Consider the following 16,644-nt stretch of genomic DNA (forward strand, 5'->3'; position numbering starts at 1 on the left):
CGTAGGAATTTGGCTATGAGCAAGGCCTTTACCAAAGAAACCGATGGTGATGAAGACGATCTACCCGCAGAACTCAAAGTACCTGCGGGTAGTAAAAACTACATGACACCGCAAGGTTGGCAGCGGATGAAAACCGAACTGTTCGATTTGGTAAATAAAGAACGCCCGCATGTCACCCAAGTAGTCAATTGGGCGGCTAGCAATGGCGATCGATCCGAAAATGCCGATTATCAATATGGCAAACGGCGCTTGCGTGAAATCGACCGGCGCATTCGGTTTTTAAGTAAACGACTTGAAGCCGCGGAAGTGATTGACCCGGAAGCCCGTGAGGCGACCGATCAAATTTTCTTCAGCGCCACCGTTACTTATCTACGTGAAGATGGGCGTGAAGAAACCGTATCAATTGTCGGTATCGATGAAACTAATTTTCCGCTTAATCACATTAGCTGGACCTCGCCGGTGGCGCGTGCGTTGATCAAAGCGCGCGAAGGCGATGTAGTACTCCTACGTACGCCATCCGGGCACGAAGAGCTTGAAATCATCGAAGTGCGCTATACAAAAATAGAAAGCTAAGTGTTTGCTTTTCAACGACAACTTGGTAATTTTATGTAATCCGTTTTGCCAGCCTTGCTATGCTACTGGTATTGTTCTGGCATGAACTCACATAACCACGCTACCAGCAGCTTATTTCGTCGTGTTTTACGCAGCATGGCGGTTCGTATTGCGATTGCAGCCTGCTTGATTTCGGCGCTTAGCTATTACTATAGCTACGTGCGCCTTCAGGAAGAGGCCCTGGTCAACCTTTCCAAATATATTGACACTCGCAGCCAACTGGAAAGTGAATTATTTCTAAGTGCGGAATCCAATACCAAATTAATTCGCGATGATTTTATTCGTCAATATTCTGCAGCCCAAAACACAGATCTGAGCAGCCAGTTTCACGCCCTGCTACGCCAAGATCGGGATGGGATGTGGCGAATAAAAGCTGAAAATGATGATTTCGAGCATCAAGCAACAGTAGCCCTTTTACCCAGCGTTAAACAAACTGCAGAATTAATGCGGCAGGTGGTGATCGGGCATCAAATCCTTAGTCAATATGGCCCTGCATATCGTGCCCGTAGCTATGACACCTTTATCGATTTAAATGTCTCAGATGTGAGCTTGATGTATTTACCCAAGCTCAATTATGCCCGCAATGGATCGGTCGCCGATTTTGCCGAGGACATTGAAACCGAATTGGGAGCGTTGCCAGAGCGCAACCCGTCGCGTAACACCTTCTGGACTGGCATTTACTACGACAAACAAGCGCTGGAATGGATGGTATCTGTCGTAACACCGATCGATTATTTGGGTAAATACATTGGTGGTGTTGGGCAAGATATTCCTTTAGAACAGCTGATCACCCGTACCAATACAGTGAGTATTCCTGGCACTCACAATATGATTTTTACCCGTACCGGTTTGCTATTGGCTCACCCGGATTACATGGGGAAGATTGAAGCGGCAGCGGGTCATTTGGATATGCGTAAAAGTGACCAAGCTTTGCAGGATATTTTCAAAGCGGTCAGTAAAGCCAGTGCTAAAGATCGTTTTGTGGAAAGCGTTGATGGTAGAAACTGGCTGGGTATCGCGCCCATCAAAGGGGCTGACTGGCTATTTGTCACCGTTTACCCGAAACGCCTGCTGGAAGAAAAAGCCGCTTGGTCAGCCAGTATGGTGCTCATTTTGGGGGTCTTTGCTCTAGCGGTTGAGCTAGGTTTGTTGGCACTGGTATTGCGCAACGATGTTGCACGCCCACTGGACCGCCTTAAAAATGCGATTCGCAGCTTGGCTGCAGGCAAAACCACCAATCAACTGGACCTGCACCGTAGCGATGAAATTGGCGAGCTGGCACGCACATTCAATGAAATGTCGCACACCGTGCAATCACACCGTATGCATCTGGAAGATTTGGTGACGGATCGCACCGCCGAGCTAGCCACCCGCAATTTGCAACTCGAGGCGGCCAATGAAGCACTGAAATATCTCAATCAAGAGAAAAACGAACTACTCGCAATTGCCGCGCATGATCTGAAAAACCCTGTCGCCAGCATTCAAGGTATGGCCGGTTTGCTCAATGAGCGACTTGATAGCTGGCCAACTGAGAAAATCAAAGAGCGCCTCGATGGCATTCACCTGCTAGCTGGCCGGATGCAACGCATCATTAGTAATCTACTCGACCATGATGCCCTGGAAGCAGGCTCGGTGCAGATGCAGATTGAAGACGTTGATCTGGACGAGCTAATCAAAGACACCATGGTTACCTGGCGTGAGCGCTTGGCAAGCAAGCAGCAAACCATCAATTACACCCCCAGCATGCTGCATGTCCGCACTGATCGTCAGGCACTTTGGCAAGTAATGGACAATCTGATTTCCAACGCCATCAAATACTCGCCCAATGAGCAAAGTATTGATATCAAGGCTGAGCTAACTGCCGATGGGGTAGAGATTACCGTGATTGACCATGGCCCGGGCATTGCGCCACACGAAATCGGCATGCTGTTCAAGAAATTTAGCCGTCTTTCTGCACGCCCAACAGGTGGCGAGCACACCACGGGCTTGGGCTTATCGATTGTGAAAAAACTGGTTGAAGCAGTGTACGGCCAGATTCGCTGCGAAAGCCAGTTTGGCCAAGGCGCTAAATTCATCGTCACCCTGCCTTCGGCGCCTAGTAATAAAGCCTAGTCCGCCGCAAGCGTGGAAATGAGTTAAAATCGACAGCCACAGCGCGCCATCGCGCTGTGGCTTTTATTTTTTCTGTGAGGTTTTTTGCGATGCGCCAATATCTAGATTTACTACAACACGTGTTAGATACCGGCGTAGCCAAAGAAGACCGCACCGGCACCGGCACTGTATCGATTTTTGGCCACCAAATGCGCTTTAATCTGGCCGAAGGTTTTCCACTGGTGACCACCAAAAAAACCCACCTTAAATCGATTATTAATGAGTTGCTGTGGTTTTTGCGTGGCGATACCAATGTGCGCTGGCTGCAAGAGCACGGCGTAACGATTTGGGACGAGTGGGCGCGCGAGGATGGCGAGCTGGGCCCAGTTTACGGCTACCAATGGCGTAGCTGGCCCACCGCTGATGGCCGCCATATTGACCAGATTTGCGAAGTGGTGAAACAGCTAAAAACCAACCCCGATTCGCGCCGGATTATTGTGTCCGCATGGAATGTCGGCGAAATTGAAAATATGGCGCTCCCGCCATGCCATGCTTTTTTCCAGTTCTACGTTGCCCCTGCGCAGCCAGGTGATGCTGATCAACGCGGCAAACTCTCGTGCCAGCTGTATCAGCGCAGCGCGGATTTATTCCTCGGCGTGCCATTTAATATCGCCTCGTATGCAACCTTGGTGCTGATGCTGGCACAAGTATGCGATCTACAGCCGGGCGACTTTATCTGGACCGGCGGCGATTGCCATATTTACCGCAATCACTTTGAACAAGTGAAAGAGCAGCTTTCGCGTGAGCCGCGCAGCCTGCCAGTACTCAAACTGAATCCGGCTAAAACCGATATTTTCTCGTTTGAATTTGAAGACTTTACGCTCGAAGGTTACGATCCACATCCAGCGATCAAGGCACCAGTAGCGGTATAGTTCAGTGGGTATATCGTTCAAGAGCAATTCATAACAGCCCTAGATTGATATACCCTATATTTTTGTCAGACTGACTGCCACATCGCGCTCGATGCAATAGTGGCAAGCCAATCTCACTTGGCGCGGTGAATCAAAAATCGTCAGTGGCATATTGAGCGGCTGGGCTGCATGTCGGATTAGTACATTTCGCTCCTTGCCGCTCAAATCGATCCAGTGCCCACTGGCGGCATGCGCACAATACACTTGGCAAGCGCCGCACGTGCCTTGCCCACAACGCCAAGCCAAGGCCAATTGCCCCGCCCGCACTAGCGGCTTCAGTACCTCAATCAGCATTACGCCCAACTCGGCGTCCACCACAATTGGCGCCTGATCAGGCTGCAAAAATGTCACCTTCGGCATCGCGGCTCTTTCACGTTAAAATGCAGGATTGTTTTCAAGATAGCAGCCGATGAAAAAAAGCGCAGCAGGTGGATTAGTTTATTCAACCGAACAAGGCCGGATGTGTCCGGGCTGCCGACAAGCGATTGCCGCTTGCCAATGCCAGCGCAGCAGTATGCCGACTGGCGATGGCATTGTGCGAATTAGCCGCGAGACCAAAGGTCGTAACGGTAAAGCGGTAACCGTAGTGCGCGGCGTATTACTCGATGCCGTTGGTTTGGCGCAGCTAGGCAAAGAGCTAAAAACTTTGTGTGGCACCGGTGGCACCGTCAAAGATGGCGTGATTGAAATACAGGGCGATCATCGCGACTTGATCGCAAAAAAACTGTCCACCCGCTGGCAGGTCAAATTGGCTGGTGGCTAGATGGGTATATCAAGCCAGATGAATCTTAATCAATCTTAGCAAGCAATACCCCTAGTCTTTTCGCTCGGGAAACAGCACATCGGTAAAACCAAATTGCGTCATATCGCGAATACGCTGCGGATACAAAATACCCCACAGATGATCGCACTCATGCTGCACAAGTCGCGCGTGAAAACCACTCACCTGCCGGTCAATGGCGACGCCCTGCTCATCAAAACCTTGATAGCGGATTTGCGTATAACGCGGCACCTGCCCGCGCATTCCCGGCACCGATAAGCAGCCTTCCCAGCCCGTTTCTTCCTGCTGGCCCAGCGGCGTAATCACCGGATTAATCAACACGGTACGCGGTACAGCGTCTGCCTCGGGATAGCGCTCGCTGCGCTCGAAACCAAACACGACCACCTGCAAATCAACGCCAATCTGCGGCGCGGCGATCCCCACGCCCCCCGTGGCCTGCATCGTTTCAAACAAGTCGACAATCAAAGCGTGCAGTGTTGGCGTGTTAAAGTCGCTCACCAACTGCGCCTGACGTCGCAAGCGCGCGTCGCCCATTTTTAACACCGAACAAATCGCCATCAATTCCTCGCTTATCGCATAAAATTCGCCCTTGCGCTAAATACTAACACCCCGTTTTTACCGGAAGCTATCGCCATGCATTCTTTTTATGACCCGACCGTCGATATGGACGAAACCACATTACACGCATGGCAGTTTTATTTGGCGGTGGCCGAGCTGGCATTGTCTGAATTGAAAAGTTTGAGGTCAGGTCAGATTGCGATTACCGACGATTACGAGCATGCCTATTGGCTATGGCAGGGTGAAGAGCAAGCCTTTCTGGCTTGGGCACCGATTGCGGATGAGCAGGTTTGTTTTGAGGCGGCCATTTTATTAGTCGAGGCTGTGGGTCTGAGTGCCGAAGAAATTGATTACCGCCGTGAAAGTTTAACTCGGTGGTTGCAATCAGCTTCGCGTACCACCTTAGCCTGGCCTAAACAGCAGCTGCAACATGCCATTCGCATTAATGGCCAAAATTAAACATTTTTCTTACAACAAAAATCAAAGGGTATATCACCATAACCTCAATAAAACATAGCTAATAGCTATATACCCATAATTGGTAAAATTATTCCGCCAAACGGTCTTGATTTTGTAAGGTTTTACCGCCATCTTTATAGCTGTAAGATTTTTTGATCAGCCTAAGGAATACAATTATCGTTATGGCATCCGTACTACCTCATCCAGAAAGCTTGTTTCTTTCCCCAAGCGAGCGTGGATTAAATAGCCCAGCGCCAGCAGAAAAGCCCAAGGCAGCGGCAAACGTGACAGAGAAAATCCAGCGCCTCAAGCAAAAGCGCGAGCTAGCTAGCGATTTGCAAGCCATGATCGCCAAAAGTGGTTTAAGCATCGAAGAATTACGCGAAGCACTCCGAGCGCAATAAGGCTTAGCTTAGCGCTAAGCCTGCTCGGCTTAAGACAAAATTGCTTGATTTAAACGCGCTGCCGCGGCAGTAAATTCATACCCATCCAGCATTTGCTCTAGCTCGACCACTAAATCGGTCCCATAATTTTGGGCGATTACAGGTGTGAGCGTCGTAAAGTGCCGTAGCGCTGCCCGGTCTGAGTTTTCTAGCAACTCGAGTAATATCTTCAGAGCAGTATCCAGCTCTTGCGGTTCATCGTGTTTGCTATCAAGCAAGGCATGGCTCAACGCAGCTGCATTCATTGGCGGCAGTAACTGCTCAATACTGCGGCAAACCCGCTGAAGCGCTTGCTCTAATTGCTCAAGCAGCGGTTCATGGCGGCCCTTCGCTACAGCACCTTCGCCCGCCAATTGCTCCAACTGTGTAGCAATAGACTGGACCTCAGTCATCCCCAAATTAGCAGCTACCCCTTTTAGGGTATGGGCTAGATGTTTAAATTGCGACCAATCAGCAAGCTCTTGTGCACTGCGCAATGATTGCCAGGTATCGCCGTAACGAGCACCAAAATCGCGCAATAAATCATGTAACACGTGCGCTTTACCATTAACCCGTTTTAACGCTTGCGAGTATTCAATACCCTCCACGGTGATTGGCGTGCCGGCCTGCGCTAGGCTCAGCGTTTGTGGCTGCAACAAAGGTGCCAAAAACCTTGCCAGACAAGCATAGAGCAGGCTTGAGTCGATCGGTTTGGTTAAATATTCATCGACACCTGCACGAATCGCACGCTCGCGTTCATTGGCGAGTGCATGAGCTGTCATGGCAATAATTGGTACACTGGCCCACTGTGGGCGATTACGAATGGCTAGCGTTGCGCTATGCCCGTCCATGACAGGCATTTGCATATCCATCAAGATGGCAGCAAAGTAATCGGCAGGCTGACTAAACACTAAATCCAGCGCCTGCTGCCCATCTGCAGCACTTTCTATCACTAAACCAGTCGGCGCTAATAACTCCCCTACAATTTGCAAATTGATTGCATTATCTTCAGCGACCAAAATACGCGCCTGTTGAAACAGCGGTATTGATTCTTGCCAACAGGTATTTGGGGCACTAGCAGCCCTTACCAGCGATAAAGCCTGCCGCCACTGCAGTTGATTCATCGGCTGCTGCCATGTACGCAGGCCTTGCAGATCAAGCCATTCAAGCTGCTCTGGATTAAGCGCTCCATAAACGGTTAGCGGAATGTGGCGATAACTCAGCAGGGCTGTAATCAAGGACTTAAAGTCAAATGGTGGCGCAGGCCAATGCAGTATTAATTCAGTCACCTGTGATTGCGCCAACTGTCCTGCTAGCTCGGAAAAAGTCGTGGCATAAGTCACTGCTATCGGCGTGGCAGTAAGGGCTTGATGAATAATTTTATGTAAGCCTGTTGCAGCTCCAAAGATCACTACGTGTTGCTCGGGCAGCTCGCGGAGCTCTTCACGCTGCTCAGCACAGTTGGCAGCAGGTGCCAGCAGCGCTGTAAACTGAAAACAGCTGCCAAGCCCTGCTTGGCTTTGCACCGTAATATCACCACGCATTAATTGAGCCAAACGCAGTGAAATACTTAAACCTAAACCAGTACCACCATATTGGCGGGTCGTCGAACTATCAGCCTGACTAAAGGCGGTGAATAAGCCACGCTGCTGCTCGTCTGTCATGCCAATACCACTATCTTCAACCCGGCAACACAGCGCTATGTTTTGCCCCTGCGCTTGTGCACTAATGCGGAGCTGCACATGCCCATAGGCGGTAAATTTAATCGCATTGTTTACCAAATTGATCAGCACTTGGCCTAAGCGCAGCGGGTCACCATGCAGATAGTGCGGGGTGTTAGGTTCAAAATCACAAAGAAACTGCAATCCTTTTTCACTGGCTTTCGGTGCCGTTACCGTGGTGACGTGCTGCAAAACCTGAGTTAAATCGAAATCGATTTCTTCCAAACTAAGCCGGTCGGCTTCGATTTTGGAAAAATCCAAAATGTCGTTAATTAACTCCAGCAAGCCACTGCCGGCTGCATGAATTTTTTGCAGATAATCACGCTGTTTTGGATTTTCAGCCGCCCGTAAACCCAAATGCGATAAACCAATAATCGCATTCATTGGCGTACGGATCTCATGACTCATATTGGCTAAAAATCTGGATTTTGCCTCGGTGGCCTGCTCCGCAGTTTGCATGGCCGCTGTAAGTGCTTTTTCATGCTCTAGCTGCTCAGAAATATCTCGCGAGGTAACCAACACACTTCTCACTTGCCCCTTAGCATCAAACTCGGGCGACAGCAGCCATTCACGCCAGTGCTCGGTACAACCAAAGTTAAAGGTGCGTCGTAACATCTGAGCACTGGCAATGCACTCGTAAATCGCTTGCTGGCGAATGCTGACCTCGTCGGCCTGATAACCGAGTTGCAGTAAATCCAAGCCGCGTAAATCGGCTTGCGTACAATTAAGCTGAGCCAGAAAAGCGGGGCTGGCATATAACAAGCGCGCCTGCAGATCAAAACGGAAAATCGCATCGGCTGAATTTTCAACCAAAGTGCGAAATGCAGCCTCACTTTCCTCTAATGCACGTGCGGCCTGAGCTTGCGATTGCTGGTGCTCTAATCGCAACATCCGTACCTGCCTGCGTGACCGCCAAGCCAAGGCCAACACCACAGCAAATAATGCAGCAATCACAGCAACAATCACCTGTCGCTGCCAGGGCACTAGGCTCGCCTGATCCTGTAATAACAGCACTTGCCATGCACCTGCAGCATCATGCCAATCTAGCTCGGCCTTAGCATACAGGTAGGATGCATTTTGTAAGCGCGCTTGCTGCTCGTTTAAAAACTGCAGCTCAGTGCGTGCCGGTACGGCACCATGTGCAAACAGCGAAGCAAATTGCTTGCTTGAATCTAGCTGCACCCGCCGGGTAGCAGAAATCGCTTGAATACTGGTCAGCAACCATGGCGGCGTAGTTGCAGCAAAAACAACACCATCCGGTGAGGTAATCATAGCTTGCGAGCTGCGATGCAATAATAATTGATCAATAAATGCACCGCCCATTTTGATCACATATACACCGATAACTCGATGCTCTGCCCCACGCTGGTAGATGGGTGCCGCAAAAAAAATCCCGCGTAAATTTGTGCCCAGCGCGACCCCGGCAAATACATTGGCGTGTCCGGCCATCGCCTCGCGCCAATAGGGCCGTTCCCCCAACTGTAGGCCGAGCAATGGTGAGCGGCCTTGGGCATCGAGATAACTGAGCACTTCAGCCTGCGCGGACAGTACATACACGCTTTCGGCATTAAACTGTTGCAAGACGCGTAAATTCGCCGCATTTACCCTTTGCATATCGGCGCTATGCGGGTTGTTGAGCAAGTCTAGAATTGCATGCGATGTACTTCCAATTAACTCAGCGCCCCCCAACACACGCCCTTCACTGGTCTTGGCACGAATATCCAATGCCAGATCATGTGCCTGTTGCTGCAACTGCGCATGTTGTTGCTCTTGGAGCACCGCGCGCTGCGCTAACAGCGCCAAGCTGACGAACAATAAAGCCAGCACGGCGGTCAGTGCATAAAATCGACCCGCTGAATAGCTAAGCATCGATATGGCCCTAGTTGACTTGTTTGCAAACCGGCAGTGTTAGCGTCAAAGTCGTGCCAACCTCATCGTCGGTTTGCATTTGCAAGCTGCCGTTTTGTGCCTCGGCATACAATTTAGAGGTGTAGGTACCAACGCCCGTGCCGTTGGCTTTGCCAGCCGTCACGTATTTATCAAAGAAATGCGCCCGTATTGCGACTGGCACCGCACCTTGGTTGTGAATGGTGATGGATAATTGCTCATTAGCTAAGCTCAGATGGCACAAAATTTGCGAGCCACTGGGCGCGGCTTCCGCCGCATTTCGCAGCAAATTGGACAAAATACTATTACTTAGGCCCTCATCCCCCCAAGCCATATAGTTAGCTTGACCATCGTTGGTTTGCTTAATTTCAACTGCATCACTAAATGCCAATTGGGTTTCTTTGCCAATCCGCAGTAGCATTGCCCCCAAATCAAATATGACCGGCTCCAGCAAATAGCTGCCAGTTTCCATTCGCAATAAATCCAAAGTGCGATCAATTTGCTCCAATGCTGCGTGCGCTGCATCGGCAGCAAGTTGCGTAATTTCCTTTTGTTTATCACTCATATCGGGATCGACCAGCAAACGCTCAGTGGCCTGCAAGACCGCGCTCAACGGGTTTTTCAGATCGTGTTTGTTGATGTTTTCAACTTCTTCACGTAAACGCGCATTTTCAGCCAGGCTTTGCGATTGGTTATTAAGGTGGCGCATCGCCTTAAACAAGCGCAAATGGCTACGCACGCGGGCACGTAAAATAGTCGGGTGCACAGGTTTGACCACATAATCGACCGCGCCCAATTCCAAACCTTGCGCAACATCGTCCGGCTGATCTTTGGATGTCATAAAAATAACCGGAATATTCTGCGTTAATTCATCCGCCTTGAGCCGACGGCACACTTCGTAGCCATCCATCTCGGGCATCATCACATCTAGCAAAATTAAATCGGGCACTTGTTTGCCATGGACGATTTCTAGTGCTTTTTGCCCGCTTAATGCTACTTGTATTTGATAATCGTCCTCCAAAATACTGGCGGCAATTTCAATATTATCTTTAGCATCATCCACAATGAGCACGCTGGATTTACGCTCCTCCTGATCTAAATTAGTTAGCCCCAGTACAGGCTGACTCAACTTCGGAGACGGGCGAGGTGCCACCACACCTTTTCCCTGCAGCAGGCGCAAAATCCGCTGAGTAAAACGCTGCATGGTAAACGGTTTGATTAGGTAATCATTCACGCCATGCGTTAACGCAGCATCAATGCTACTGCGGCTGGCATTGGCGGTAAGCAGCATAAAGGGAATTGTTTCTGTGCCCGGATTGGTTCTCACCCACTGTAATAGCTCAAGGCCATCCATACCTGGCATATTCCAATCGCTAATAACACAGTCGATGGCCTGTTTTTTCATGATCACCAAGGCTTCGCGACCACTGCTGGCCTGCTCAATGCCGGTGAAACCAAGCTCGCTCAGAATACTCTTTAGCGCTTGGCGGAATGTAGTTTGATCATCGACGATCAAAATGGCTTCTTTGCGAAACTGCATCATGCGCACAACATCCTTATTATGCTTGGCGCCCCATCCGCGACCGGGGTGGCGCCCTCGTTCTCCTTACACTGTAGGTTTATAACACGGGACAAGCAAAGCCATTCCAATTGGCCTTGATCACCCGCTAAGCCGATGTTTCTTTCAGACGTTAAAGCCTTGATGGACTAGGTTATATTCTGCCAATCCAGCGCCGGGTTTTCGGCTTTGCGCATCAGTTGCAGGTGGCTTTCGACCACCGCCTGCAACTGGCGGGCAGCGGCTTCGTCGGAGGCGCGCACGGTAAAGCGCAGGCGCTCGGCGTCGGCGTTAAATTCCACCTGCCCCAGCGGGCGCTCGGGCTGGCCAAATTGGGCTATGCCCTCGGTTTCACTAAACTCTACCGGGATTTTGCGGGCGAAATGTTTACAGAGTTTAAAGAGGTATTGCTTGCCAAGCTCGGTATTAACTTGGCTAGAGGTAATTACGGTCATGGGGTATTTATCCTTTAGTTAGGCGCGAACCAATTGGTCGAGCACAAAAATCGGCCGGCCTTGCGAGCAAGCTTCCACCCGGCCATGAATGCCATACACCTGCGCCAGCAGCGCGGGGCTCAGCACCGAGAGCGGCGGGCCATCGGCCACACACTGGCCGCCATCCAGCACAATCAGCCGCTCGCAGCAGCGCAGCGCCAGATTCAGATCGTGCAGCGCCAAGAGCGCAATGCTGCCGCGCTCGCGGGCGTCGTTGCGGATCGCTTCCACCAACGCCAGCTGCCAGTGCAAATCCAACGCGCTATTGGGCTCATCCAGCAACAGCAAAGCCGGCTGGCGCGCCAGCAATTGCGCCAGCGCCACCATTTGCCGTTGTCCGCCCGACAAAGTAGCCAGTGGCCGCATGGCCAGCGGGGTGAGCTGCAAGCTGGCCAGATAATGCTCGATGCGCGCTTCGGCCTCGGCGCGGCTGAGGCCGCCGGTGAGCAAACCGCCCAGCAGTAACTCATACACCGTCAGCCCCGCCGCTTGCGGCAGGGTTTGCGGCAATAAGCCCACCAGTCGGCTGCGCGCCACCGGGCTTAGCGCGGCCAGCGGCTGGCCATGCAGGCTCAGCTGCCCGCGGGCGGGCAAGAGGCCGGCAATGGCGTGAATCAGCGTGGATTTGCCCGCGCCATTGGGGCCGATCAGTGCGGTAACACTACCGGCCGGCAAGGGCGCCAGATCTAAGCCATCAATAATGCGGGTATACCCACGGATAACCTGTAAATCATTGATCTGCAGACTCATACCCTAGGCCCTCCGCCGTAAAATCAGCGCAATCAAAACCGGCACGCCCACCAGCGCGGTAACGATGCCGATCGGGATCACCAAGCCTGGCACCAGCGCCTTGCTGGCTAGCGACGCCAGCGACAGCATCAGCGCACCACACAGCACACTGGCCGGCAAAAAGTAGCGATGCTGCTCGCCGACCAAGAGGCGGGCAATGTGCGGCCCCACCAGCCCCACAAAGCCAATCGTGCCCACAAAAGCCAGCGCCACGGCGGTGAGCAGACTCACCTCCAGCAGCACGCGCCAGCTCAGCTTATCCACCTGCACCCCCAGGCTCGCCGCTTGCAGCGGGCCGCTGCGCAGCAGCGTTAGCGCCCAGGCACGGCGCATCGCGCTAATCAGCCCCAAGAGCAGCGCCACCGCCACAATCAGCACATGGGTGAGCGTGGCGCGGCCCAGATTGCCCATCGACCAGAACACAATCTGCTCCAGCGCATTGGCATCAGCCAGAAATTGCAGCAGCCACACCAAGGCTTCCAGCGCGAACAACAGCGCAATCCCAAACAGCACCAGCGTATCGCTGCCGCCGCCATGCGCGCGGCTGAGCAGCAAGATCAGCCCGGTGGAGCCCAGCGCCAGCACAAAAGCCCCCACCGGCAGCAAGATTTCATGCGGCAGCACCAGCGGCAAATGATGCTCAAACACGATCACCAGCGAGGCGCCCAAGGTGGCCGCCGCCGCGACGCCTAGCGTAAACGGGCTGGCCAGCGGGTTATTCAGCACAGTCTGCAGCTGCGCGCCCCCCAATCCCAGCGCGCCGCCCACCACCAGCGCCATCAGCGCATAAGGTAGGCGCACATCAAAGATCACCACGCGCAAGCTGGCATCCAGCCCGCTGGGATCAAACAGCCCCGCCAGCACGGTGGCCAGCGGATAGCGCGCGCTGCCGGTGGCCAGATCAGCCGCCAAACTGAGCAGCAAAGCCGCGCCCAGCCCCAGCAGGCAGAGCCAGCGCCAGTGATTTTGCCGCCGATACAGGCGGGCTAATTCCCCCGGACCGGCCCCCGCACCGGCCCCAGCCGCAGCGATTTGGGCAGTTTCGGCCTTCATTGGCCGACCTCAATCCAGTAGGTGCCGGCCAGTGGCACTGGCTGAAAGCGCTGGAAGAAGGTTTGCAAGGTGGCCTGCGGGTTTAGCTGGGCAAATTCGGCCGGATACAGCCATTTGGCCAGCACTTGCACCGCCACGACATTGGCGGCGCTGTAATTAAAGTGATGCGAAATCGCATACGCACGGCCTGTTTGCACGGCTTTGAGCTGGGCAAAACCCGGGCGCGTCAGCGCATGGCGCAAGCTGGCCTGCGCGGTGGCGCGATCAATGCCGGCGCCCAGCGCAATGCGGGGGCTATTGCGATCGCGGGCGGTGATCGGGTTGCCAATGCCGGTGCCGATATACACTTCGGGCTGGCTTTGCAGCAAAAATTCGAGGCTGACCGTGCCGTAGGCGCCCGGCACCAGCGGATCTGCGATATTGGCGCCCCCGGCAGCGCTAACAAAGGTGCCGAGCATGCCGTGCGTGAGCGTTTCGCAGCAGCTATTGCCCAGCCCAACGCGGCTTTCCAGGAACATCGGTGTTTTACGTTTCACCTTAGCGAGCCCCGCGCTCACTTTGGCCATTTCACTGCGATAAAACTCGAGGTATTGCTCAGCGGCCTTTTGTTTACCGAGCACCTGACCCAATACCCTGATGCTGGCCTCGGTGTTTTTGAGCGGATCTTTGGTGAAATCCACATACACCACCGTCACGCCGGCCTTGCTTAGCCGCTGCAAAGTAGCGGTGTCTTTCACATCTGGGCCATGGCCGCGCAGGCTAAAGATCGCCAACTGCGGCTGCAGGGCAATGGCTTCTTCCACGCTAAAGCTTTGGCTGGAGCGCCCCAGGCGCTCGATCTGATCGAGCTTGGGATACACCTGCCGGTATTGGGCGTAGCTGCCCGGGTCGAGCTGCTCGAAATCGCCCAGCATGCCCACCACGCGCTGCGCGGGTAGCTCGCGATCCATAATCGCCAAACTCGGCAGCATGCGGCCTTCGCCGACGATAATCCGCTCGATCTTGGCCGGGATTTCCACCGTGCGCCCGGCCAGATCGGTCACACTGGCGGCCCAGGCGCTCACGCTGAGGCTACTTAACAGACAACCCACCAGCACGGCGGGACGAAACAGCGAGATCTTCCACTCCGACATCTTGTATTCCGACATTTTGCATTCCTTTAGCAAAACGCCAGCGCCACCGGGCAGGCCGGTGGCGCAAGCAAACTTAAAAAATCATCAGAACTGCCAGCTGGCTTCCAGCCGCACATCGCGGCCCGGCTCCGGATAGCCCAGCACCTTGCCTTGCCAACCGTTGTAGGCGTAGGTGGCCTGATCGTAGTAATGCTTGTCGAACAGGTTTTTCACGGTCAGATTCAAGCGCAGCGTGTCTTTCGCCAGTGGCCGCCATGTGATGTAGAGATCGTGCACGCCATAGCCAGCCTTGGTTTGCTCGGCCTTACCGCCCACCGGCAGGTAATCCAGCGCCTCAACATAGCGACCCATCCAGCCCAGCTCGAGTCGCTGCGCTGGCAGGCGGTAGCCCACTTTGCTGACCCAAGTGCGGCCGGTGCTGGTACCGAGGCCCAGATCGCCATCGTTAAATTTGCGGCCATCCAGCTCGGGGCGGCTGTCAGCCACACTGAGACCAAATTGCCAATCGCTCAGCTGGTATTGCGCGCTGAGCTCATAGCCATCGATGGTGGCGCGGCCCAGATTGCCGCGGCAGCCGCCTTTGGCGCTGGCGCAGCTAAAGGTGGTGATGTAGTTATCAATAATCTGGCGATACACATTCCCGGCCAGGCTTAGGCCACCTTGCTGATAGCTAAAGCCCAGCTCGGTGTTATGCGCGCTTTCAGCCTCGATGTTGGGCTGGTTTTTCCACTGGGCAATATCGAGTATAAAGGCTTCTTTCAGCCCCACCCCGCGCAAGGCCTTGGCATAACCGGCGCGCAGCTGCAGCGCATTGGTGGCCTGCCAGCGCACGCCAGCACTGGGGCTTACACCGTCGCTGGTGTAGTTTTGGCGGTGGTTATCGGTGTAGCTGTAATCGTCATAGCGCAGGCCGGCGGTGAAAGTGAGGCTAGCCCAATTCGCCTCGCCTTCCACAAAACCTCCCCATACGCGCATCGATTCGCTGCCCGTACCGGTGAGGCCATACGGATTGGCAATGCGATTGGCGGCGGATTTTTCTTCGCGCCAGTTCAGCCCGTATTTAAGCAGATGCTCGCCCAGTGCTTGCTTGAGCATTAGATCGGCACCTTGCGTTGTCAGGCTTTCGCCCCAGCTGCGGCCTTTTTTATTGGTGCGCTCGCTCTCGACTTCCGAGCGATACAGCGTGGCATTGGCGGCGTCGATCCAGCCTAACTGCTGGCCACTGTAATTAAGCGTGGCCGTATCGCGAGCCAGACTTTGCGGGATTGGGTCGTTCGGCAAGACCGGATGAGCAAAGCCAATCATATTGGCCCGCGCGGTGCGCACGCCTTCGTCGCTACTGCGCTGAAAACTGGCGCTCAGGCGCTGCTGGGGGGTGAGCTGCAGCCCCACTTTAGCCAGATAATTGGCCTGCTCGGTGCCCGAATTGGCTATCGTTTGCCCATTGCCGGCCTGATAGTCATCGGTACGCATGGTGGTGGCGGCAAGCAGTGCATCCAGATTACCGGCCTGGCCATACACATTGGCGCTGCTGCGCCAGCCCTCATTGCTAAAGACGCTGCCGGTGACGCTACCGCCGATGGTTTGCCCGGGGCGCAAGAGATCGCGCGCCGACACGGTTTGATAGCGAATCGCCCCGCCCAATGCGCCGGGCCCCGCGCTGGCTGCGGCCGTGCCTTTTTCGACTTCCACTTGCTTGATCAACTGGGGGTCAAGAATCAGTGCCGTCTGGTGGTGATACACCTTGCTGTTAATCTGCGCACCATCCACGCTCAGATTCAGCAGCGATTCTTCCATGCTGCGGATATACATTTTCTGGGCAATCGGGTTGCCACCGCCGCCGATATTGATCTCGGCATCTGACTGAAACACATCGCTAAGATTCTGGGCTTGCTGATCCAGCAGGGTTTGCCGCTGCAAGGTGTCATCCTGCGTCGGCGTGCTGGCGGTGACTTCCAGCGTGGGTAGCTCTGTTAGCTCTTGCGCGACCGCTGGCGCACTCAAACACAGTGGCAACAGCACAGCTAAAACTCGCACCGGATACGGTGGTTTTTGCGTCATATCAAATCTTCCTAATTTGTGGCTCTATCTATGGTAAACCCGACTATTAATTGA

General features: G+C 53.6%; 15 protein-coding genes. 6 read left to right on the plus strand and 9 right to left on the minus strand.

Annotated elements, in window-relative coordinates:
* The first annotated feature begins 15 nt into the window (after positions 1–15).
* From greB to HZU75_RS02085, 3 genes are all read left to right on the plus strand, one after another.
* Positions 16–573: a transcription elongation factor GreB gene (gene greB, locus HZU75_RS02075; protein ID WP_180307560.1), complete on the plus strand. Its 558-nt coding sequence runs from the start codon at positions 16–18 to the stop codon at positions 571–573.
* An 81-nt stretch (positions 574–654) separates the two neighbouring features.
* Positions 655–2,724 carry an ATP-binding response regulator gene (locus HZU75_RS02080; protein ID WP_180307561.1) on the plus strand — a complete coding sequence of 690 codons (2,070 nt, stop codon included), beginning with the start codon at positions 655–657 and terminating at the stop codon, positions 2,722–2,724.
* Between the two features lie 89 nt (positions 2,725–2,813).
* Positions 2,814–3,635 carry a thymidylate synthase gene (locus HZU75_RS02085; RefSeq protein ID WP_180307562.1) on the plus strand — a complete coding sequence of 274 codons (822 nt, stop codon included), beginning with the start codon at positions 2,814–2,816 and terminating at the stop codon, positions 3,633–3,635.
* Between the two features lie 54 nt (positions 3,636–3,689).
* On the opposite strand, the gene HZU75_RS02090 is transcribed toward HZU75_RS02085, so the two are convergent.
* Complete coding sequence (locus HZU75_RS02090; protein ID WP_180307563.1) at positions 3,690–4,034, minus strand: 2Fe-2S iron-sulfur cluster-binding protein; 345 nt, start codon at positions 4,032–4,034, stop codon at positions 3,690–3,692.
* 49 nt (positions 4,035–4,083) lie between these two features.
* On the opposite strand from HZU75_RS02090, the gene HZU75_RS02095 reads away from it, so the two are divergent.
* The gene (locus HZU75_RS02095; protein WP_180307564.1) at positions 4,084–4,437 is read left to right on the plus strand and encodes a translation initiation factor Sui1; all 354 of its coding nucleotides are present in this window, start codon (positions 4,084–4,086) and stop codon (positions 4,435–4,437) included.
* A 51-nt stretch (positions 4,438–4,488) separates the two neighbouring features.
* Here the strand turns inward: HZU75_RS02095 and def are convergent, their stop codons facing one another.
* On the minus strand, positions 4,489–5,013 hold the full coding sequence (gene def / locus HZU75_RS02100) for a peptide deformylase (RefSeq protein WP_180307565.1): 525 nt from the start codon (positions 5,011–5,013) through the stop codon (positions 4,489–4,491).
* Between the two features lie 75 nt (positions 5,014–5,088).
* Here def and HZU75_RS02105 point away from each other — a divergent pair, with 75 nt between their 5' ends.
* Together HZU75_RS02105 and HZU75_RS02110 are read left to right on the plus strand one after the other, a co-directional pair.
* Positions 5,089–5,472, plus strand: a complete 384-nt coding sequence (locus HZU75_RS02105; RefSeq protein WP_180307566.1) for a hypothetical protein — start codon at positions 5,089–5,091, stop codon at positions 5,470–5,472.
* 182 nt (positions 5,473–5,654) lie between these two features.
* On the plus strand, positions 5,655–5,876 hold the full coding sequence (locus tag HZU75_RS02110) for a hypothetical protein (RefSeq protein WP_180307567.1): 222 nt from the start codon (positions 5,655–5,657) through the stop codon (positions 5,874–5,876).
* Positions 5,877–5,905: 29 nt separating this feature from the next.
* Here the strand turns inward: HZU75_RS02110 and HZU75_RS02115 are convergent, their stop codons facing one another.
* From HZU75_RS02115 to HZU75_RS02145, 7 genes are all read right to left on the minus strand, one after another.
* Positions 5,906–9,484 (minus strand): ATP-binding protein, encoded by a 3,579-nt coding sequence (locus HZU75_RS02115; protein ID WP_180307568.1) that lies wholly within the window; start codon positions 9,482–9,484, stop codon positions 5,906–5,908.
* Positions 9,485–9,494: 10 nt separating this feature from the next.
* The gene (locus tag HZU75_RS02120; protein ID WP_180307569.1) at positions 9,495–11,045 is read right to left on the minus strand and encodes an ATP-binding response regulator; all 1,551 of its coding nucleotides are present in this window, start codon (positions 11,043–11,045) and stop codon (positions 9,495–9,497) included.
* A gap of 164 nt (positions 11,046–11,209) precedes the next feature.
* Complete coding sequence (locus HZU75_RS02125; RefSeq protein WP_180307570.1) at positions 11,210–11,515, minus strand: DUF2218 domain-containing protein; 306 nt, start codon at positions 11,513–11,515, stop codon at positions 11,210–11,212.
* A gap of 18 nt (positions 11,516–11,533) precedes the next feature.
* Complete coding sequence (locus tag HZU75_RS02130; protein ID WP_180307571.1) at positions 11,534–12,304, minus strand: ABC transporter ATP-binding protein; 771 nt, start codon at positions 12,302–12,304, stop codon at positions 11,534–11,536.
* A 3-nt stretch (positions 12,305–12,307) separates the two neighbouring features.
* Positions 12,308–13,396: a FecCD family ABC transporter permease gene (locus HZU75_RS02135; RefSeq protein ID WP_180307572.1), complete on the minus strand. Its 1,089-nt coding sequence runs from the start codon at positions 13,394–13,396 to the stop codon at positions 12,308–12,310.
* On the minus strand, positions 13,393–14,544 hold the full coding sequence (locus tag HZU75_RS02140) for an ABC transporter substrate-binding protein (protein ID WP_228028156.1): 1,152 nt from the start codon (positions 14,542–14,544) through the stop codon (positions 13,393–13,395). Before HZU75_RS02140 ends, HZU75_RS02135 begins: the two co-directional genes overlap by 4 nt.
* 69 nt (positions 14,545–14,613) lie before the next feature.
* Entirely contained in the window at positions 14,614–16,590 is a 1,977-nt protein-coding gene (locus HZU75_RS02145) for a TonB-dependent receptor domain-containing protein (RefSeq protein ID WP_180307573.1), read from the minus strand.
* Between the last annotated feature and the right edge of the window lie 54 nt (positions 16,591–16,644).

Source organism: Chitinibacter fontanus, from assembly GCF_013423785.1.
In the GTDB taxonomy this organism is placed as follows: Bacteria; Pseudomonadota; Gammaproteobacteria; order Burkholderiales; family Chitinibacteraceae; genus Chitinibacter; species Chitinibacter fontanus.

Bases quoted from the DNA above. Each gene is read 5' to 3' on its own strand.
- greB (WP_180307560.1), top strand. From the start codon at position 16: ATGAGCAAGGCCTTTACCAAAGAAACCGATGGTGATGAAGACGATCTA.
- HZU75_RS02080 (WP_180307561.1), top strand. From the start codon at position 655: ATGAACTCACATAACCACGCTACCAGCAGCTTATTTCGTCGTGTTTTA.
- HZU75_RS02085 (WP_180307562.1), top strand. From the start codon at position 2,814: ATGCGCCAATATCTAGATTTACTACAACACGTGTTAGATACCGGCGTA.
- HZU75_RS02090 (WP_180307563.1), bottom strand. From the start codon at position 4,034: ATGCCGAAGGTGACATTTTTGCAGCCTGATCAGGCGCCAATTGTGGTG.
- HZU75_RS02095 (WP_180307564.1), top strand. From the start codon at position 4,084: ATGAAAAAAAGCGCAGCAGGTGGATTAGTTTATTCAACCGAACAAGGC.
- def (WP_180307565.1), bottom strand. From the start codon at position 5,013: ATGGCGATTTGTTCGGTGTTAAAAATGGGCGACGCGCGCTTGCGACGT.
- HZU75_RS02105 (WP_180307566.1), top strand. From the start codon at position 5,089: ATGCATTCTTTTTATGACCCGACCGTCGATATGGACGAAACCACATTA.
- HZU75_RS02110 (WP_180307567.1), top strand. From the start codon at position 5,655: ATGGCATCCGTACTACCTCATCCAGAAAGCTTGTTTCTTTCCCCAAGC.
- HZU75_RS02115 (WP_180307568.1), bottom strand. From the start codon at position 9,484: ATGCTTAGCTATTCAGCGGGTCGATTTTATGCACTGACCGCCGTGCTG.
- HZU75_RS02120 (WP_180307569.1), bottom strand. From the start codon at position 11,045: ATGATGCAGTTTCGCAAAGAAGCCATTTTGATCGTCGATGATCAAACT.
- HZU75_RS02125 (WP_180307570.1), bottom strand. From the start codon at position 11,515: ATGACCGTAATTACCTCTAGCCAAGTTAATACCGAGCTTGGCAAGCAA.
- HZU75_RS02130 (WP_180307571.1), bottom strand. From the start codon at position 12,304: ATGAGTCTGCAGATCAATGATTTACAGGTTATCCGTGGGTATACCCGC.
- HZU75_RS02135 (WP_180307572.1), bottom strand. From the start codon at position 13,396: ATGAAGGCCGAAACTGCCCAAATCGCTGCGGCTGGGGCCGGTGCGGGG.
- HZU75_RS02140 (WP_228028156.1), bottom strand. From the start codon at position 14,544: ATGTCGGAATACAAGATGTCGGAGTGGAAGATCTCGCTGTTTCGTCCC.
- HZU75_RS02145 (WP_180307573.1), bottom strand. From the start codon at position 16,590: ATGACGCAAAAACCACCGTATCCGGTGCGAGTTTTAGCTGTGCTGTTG.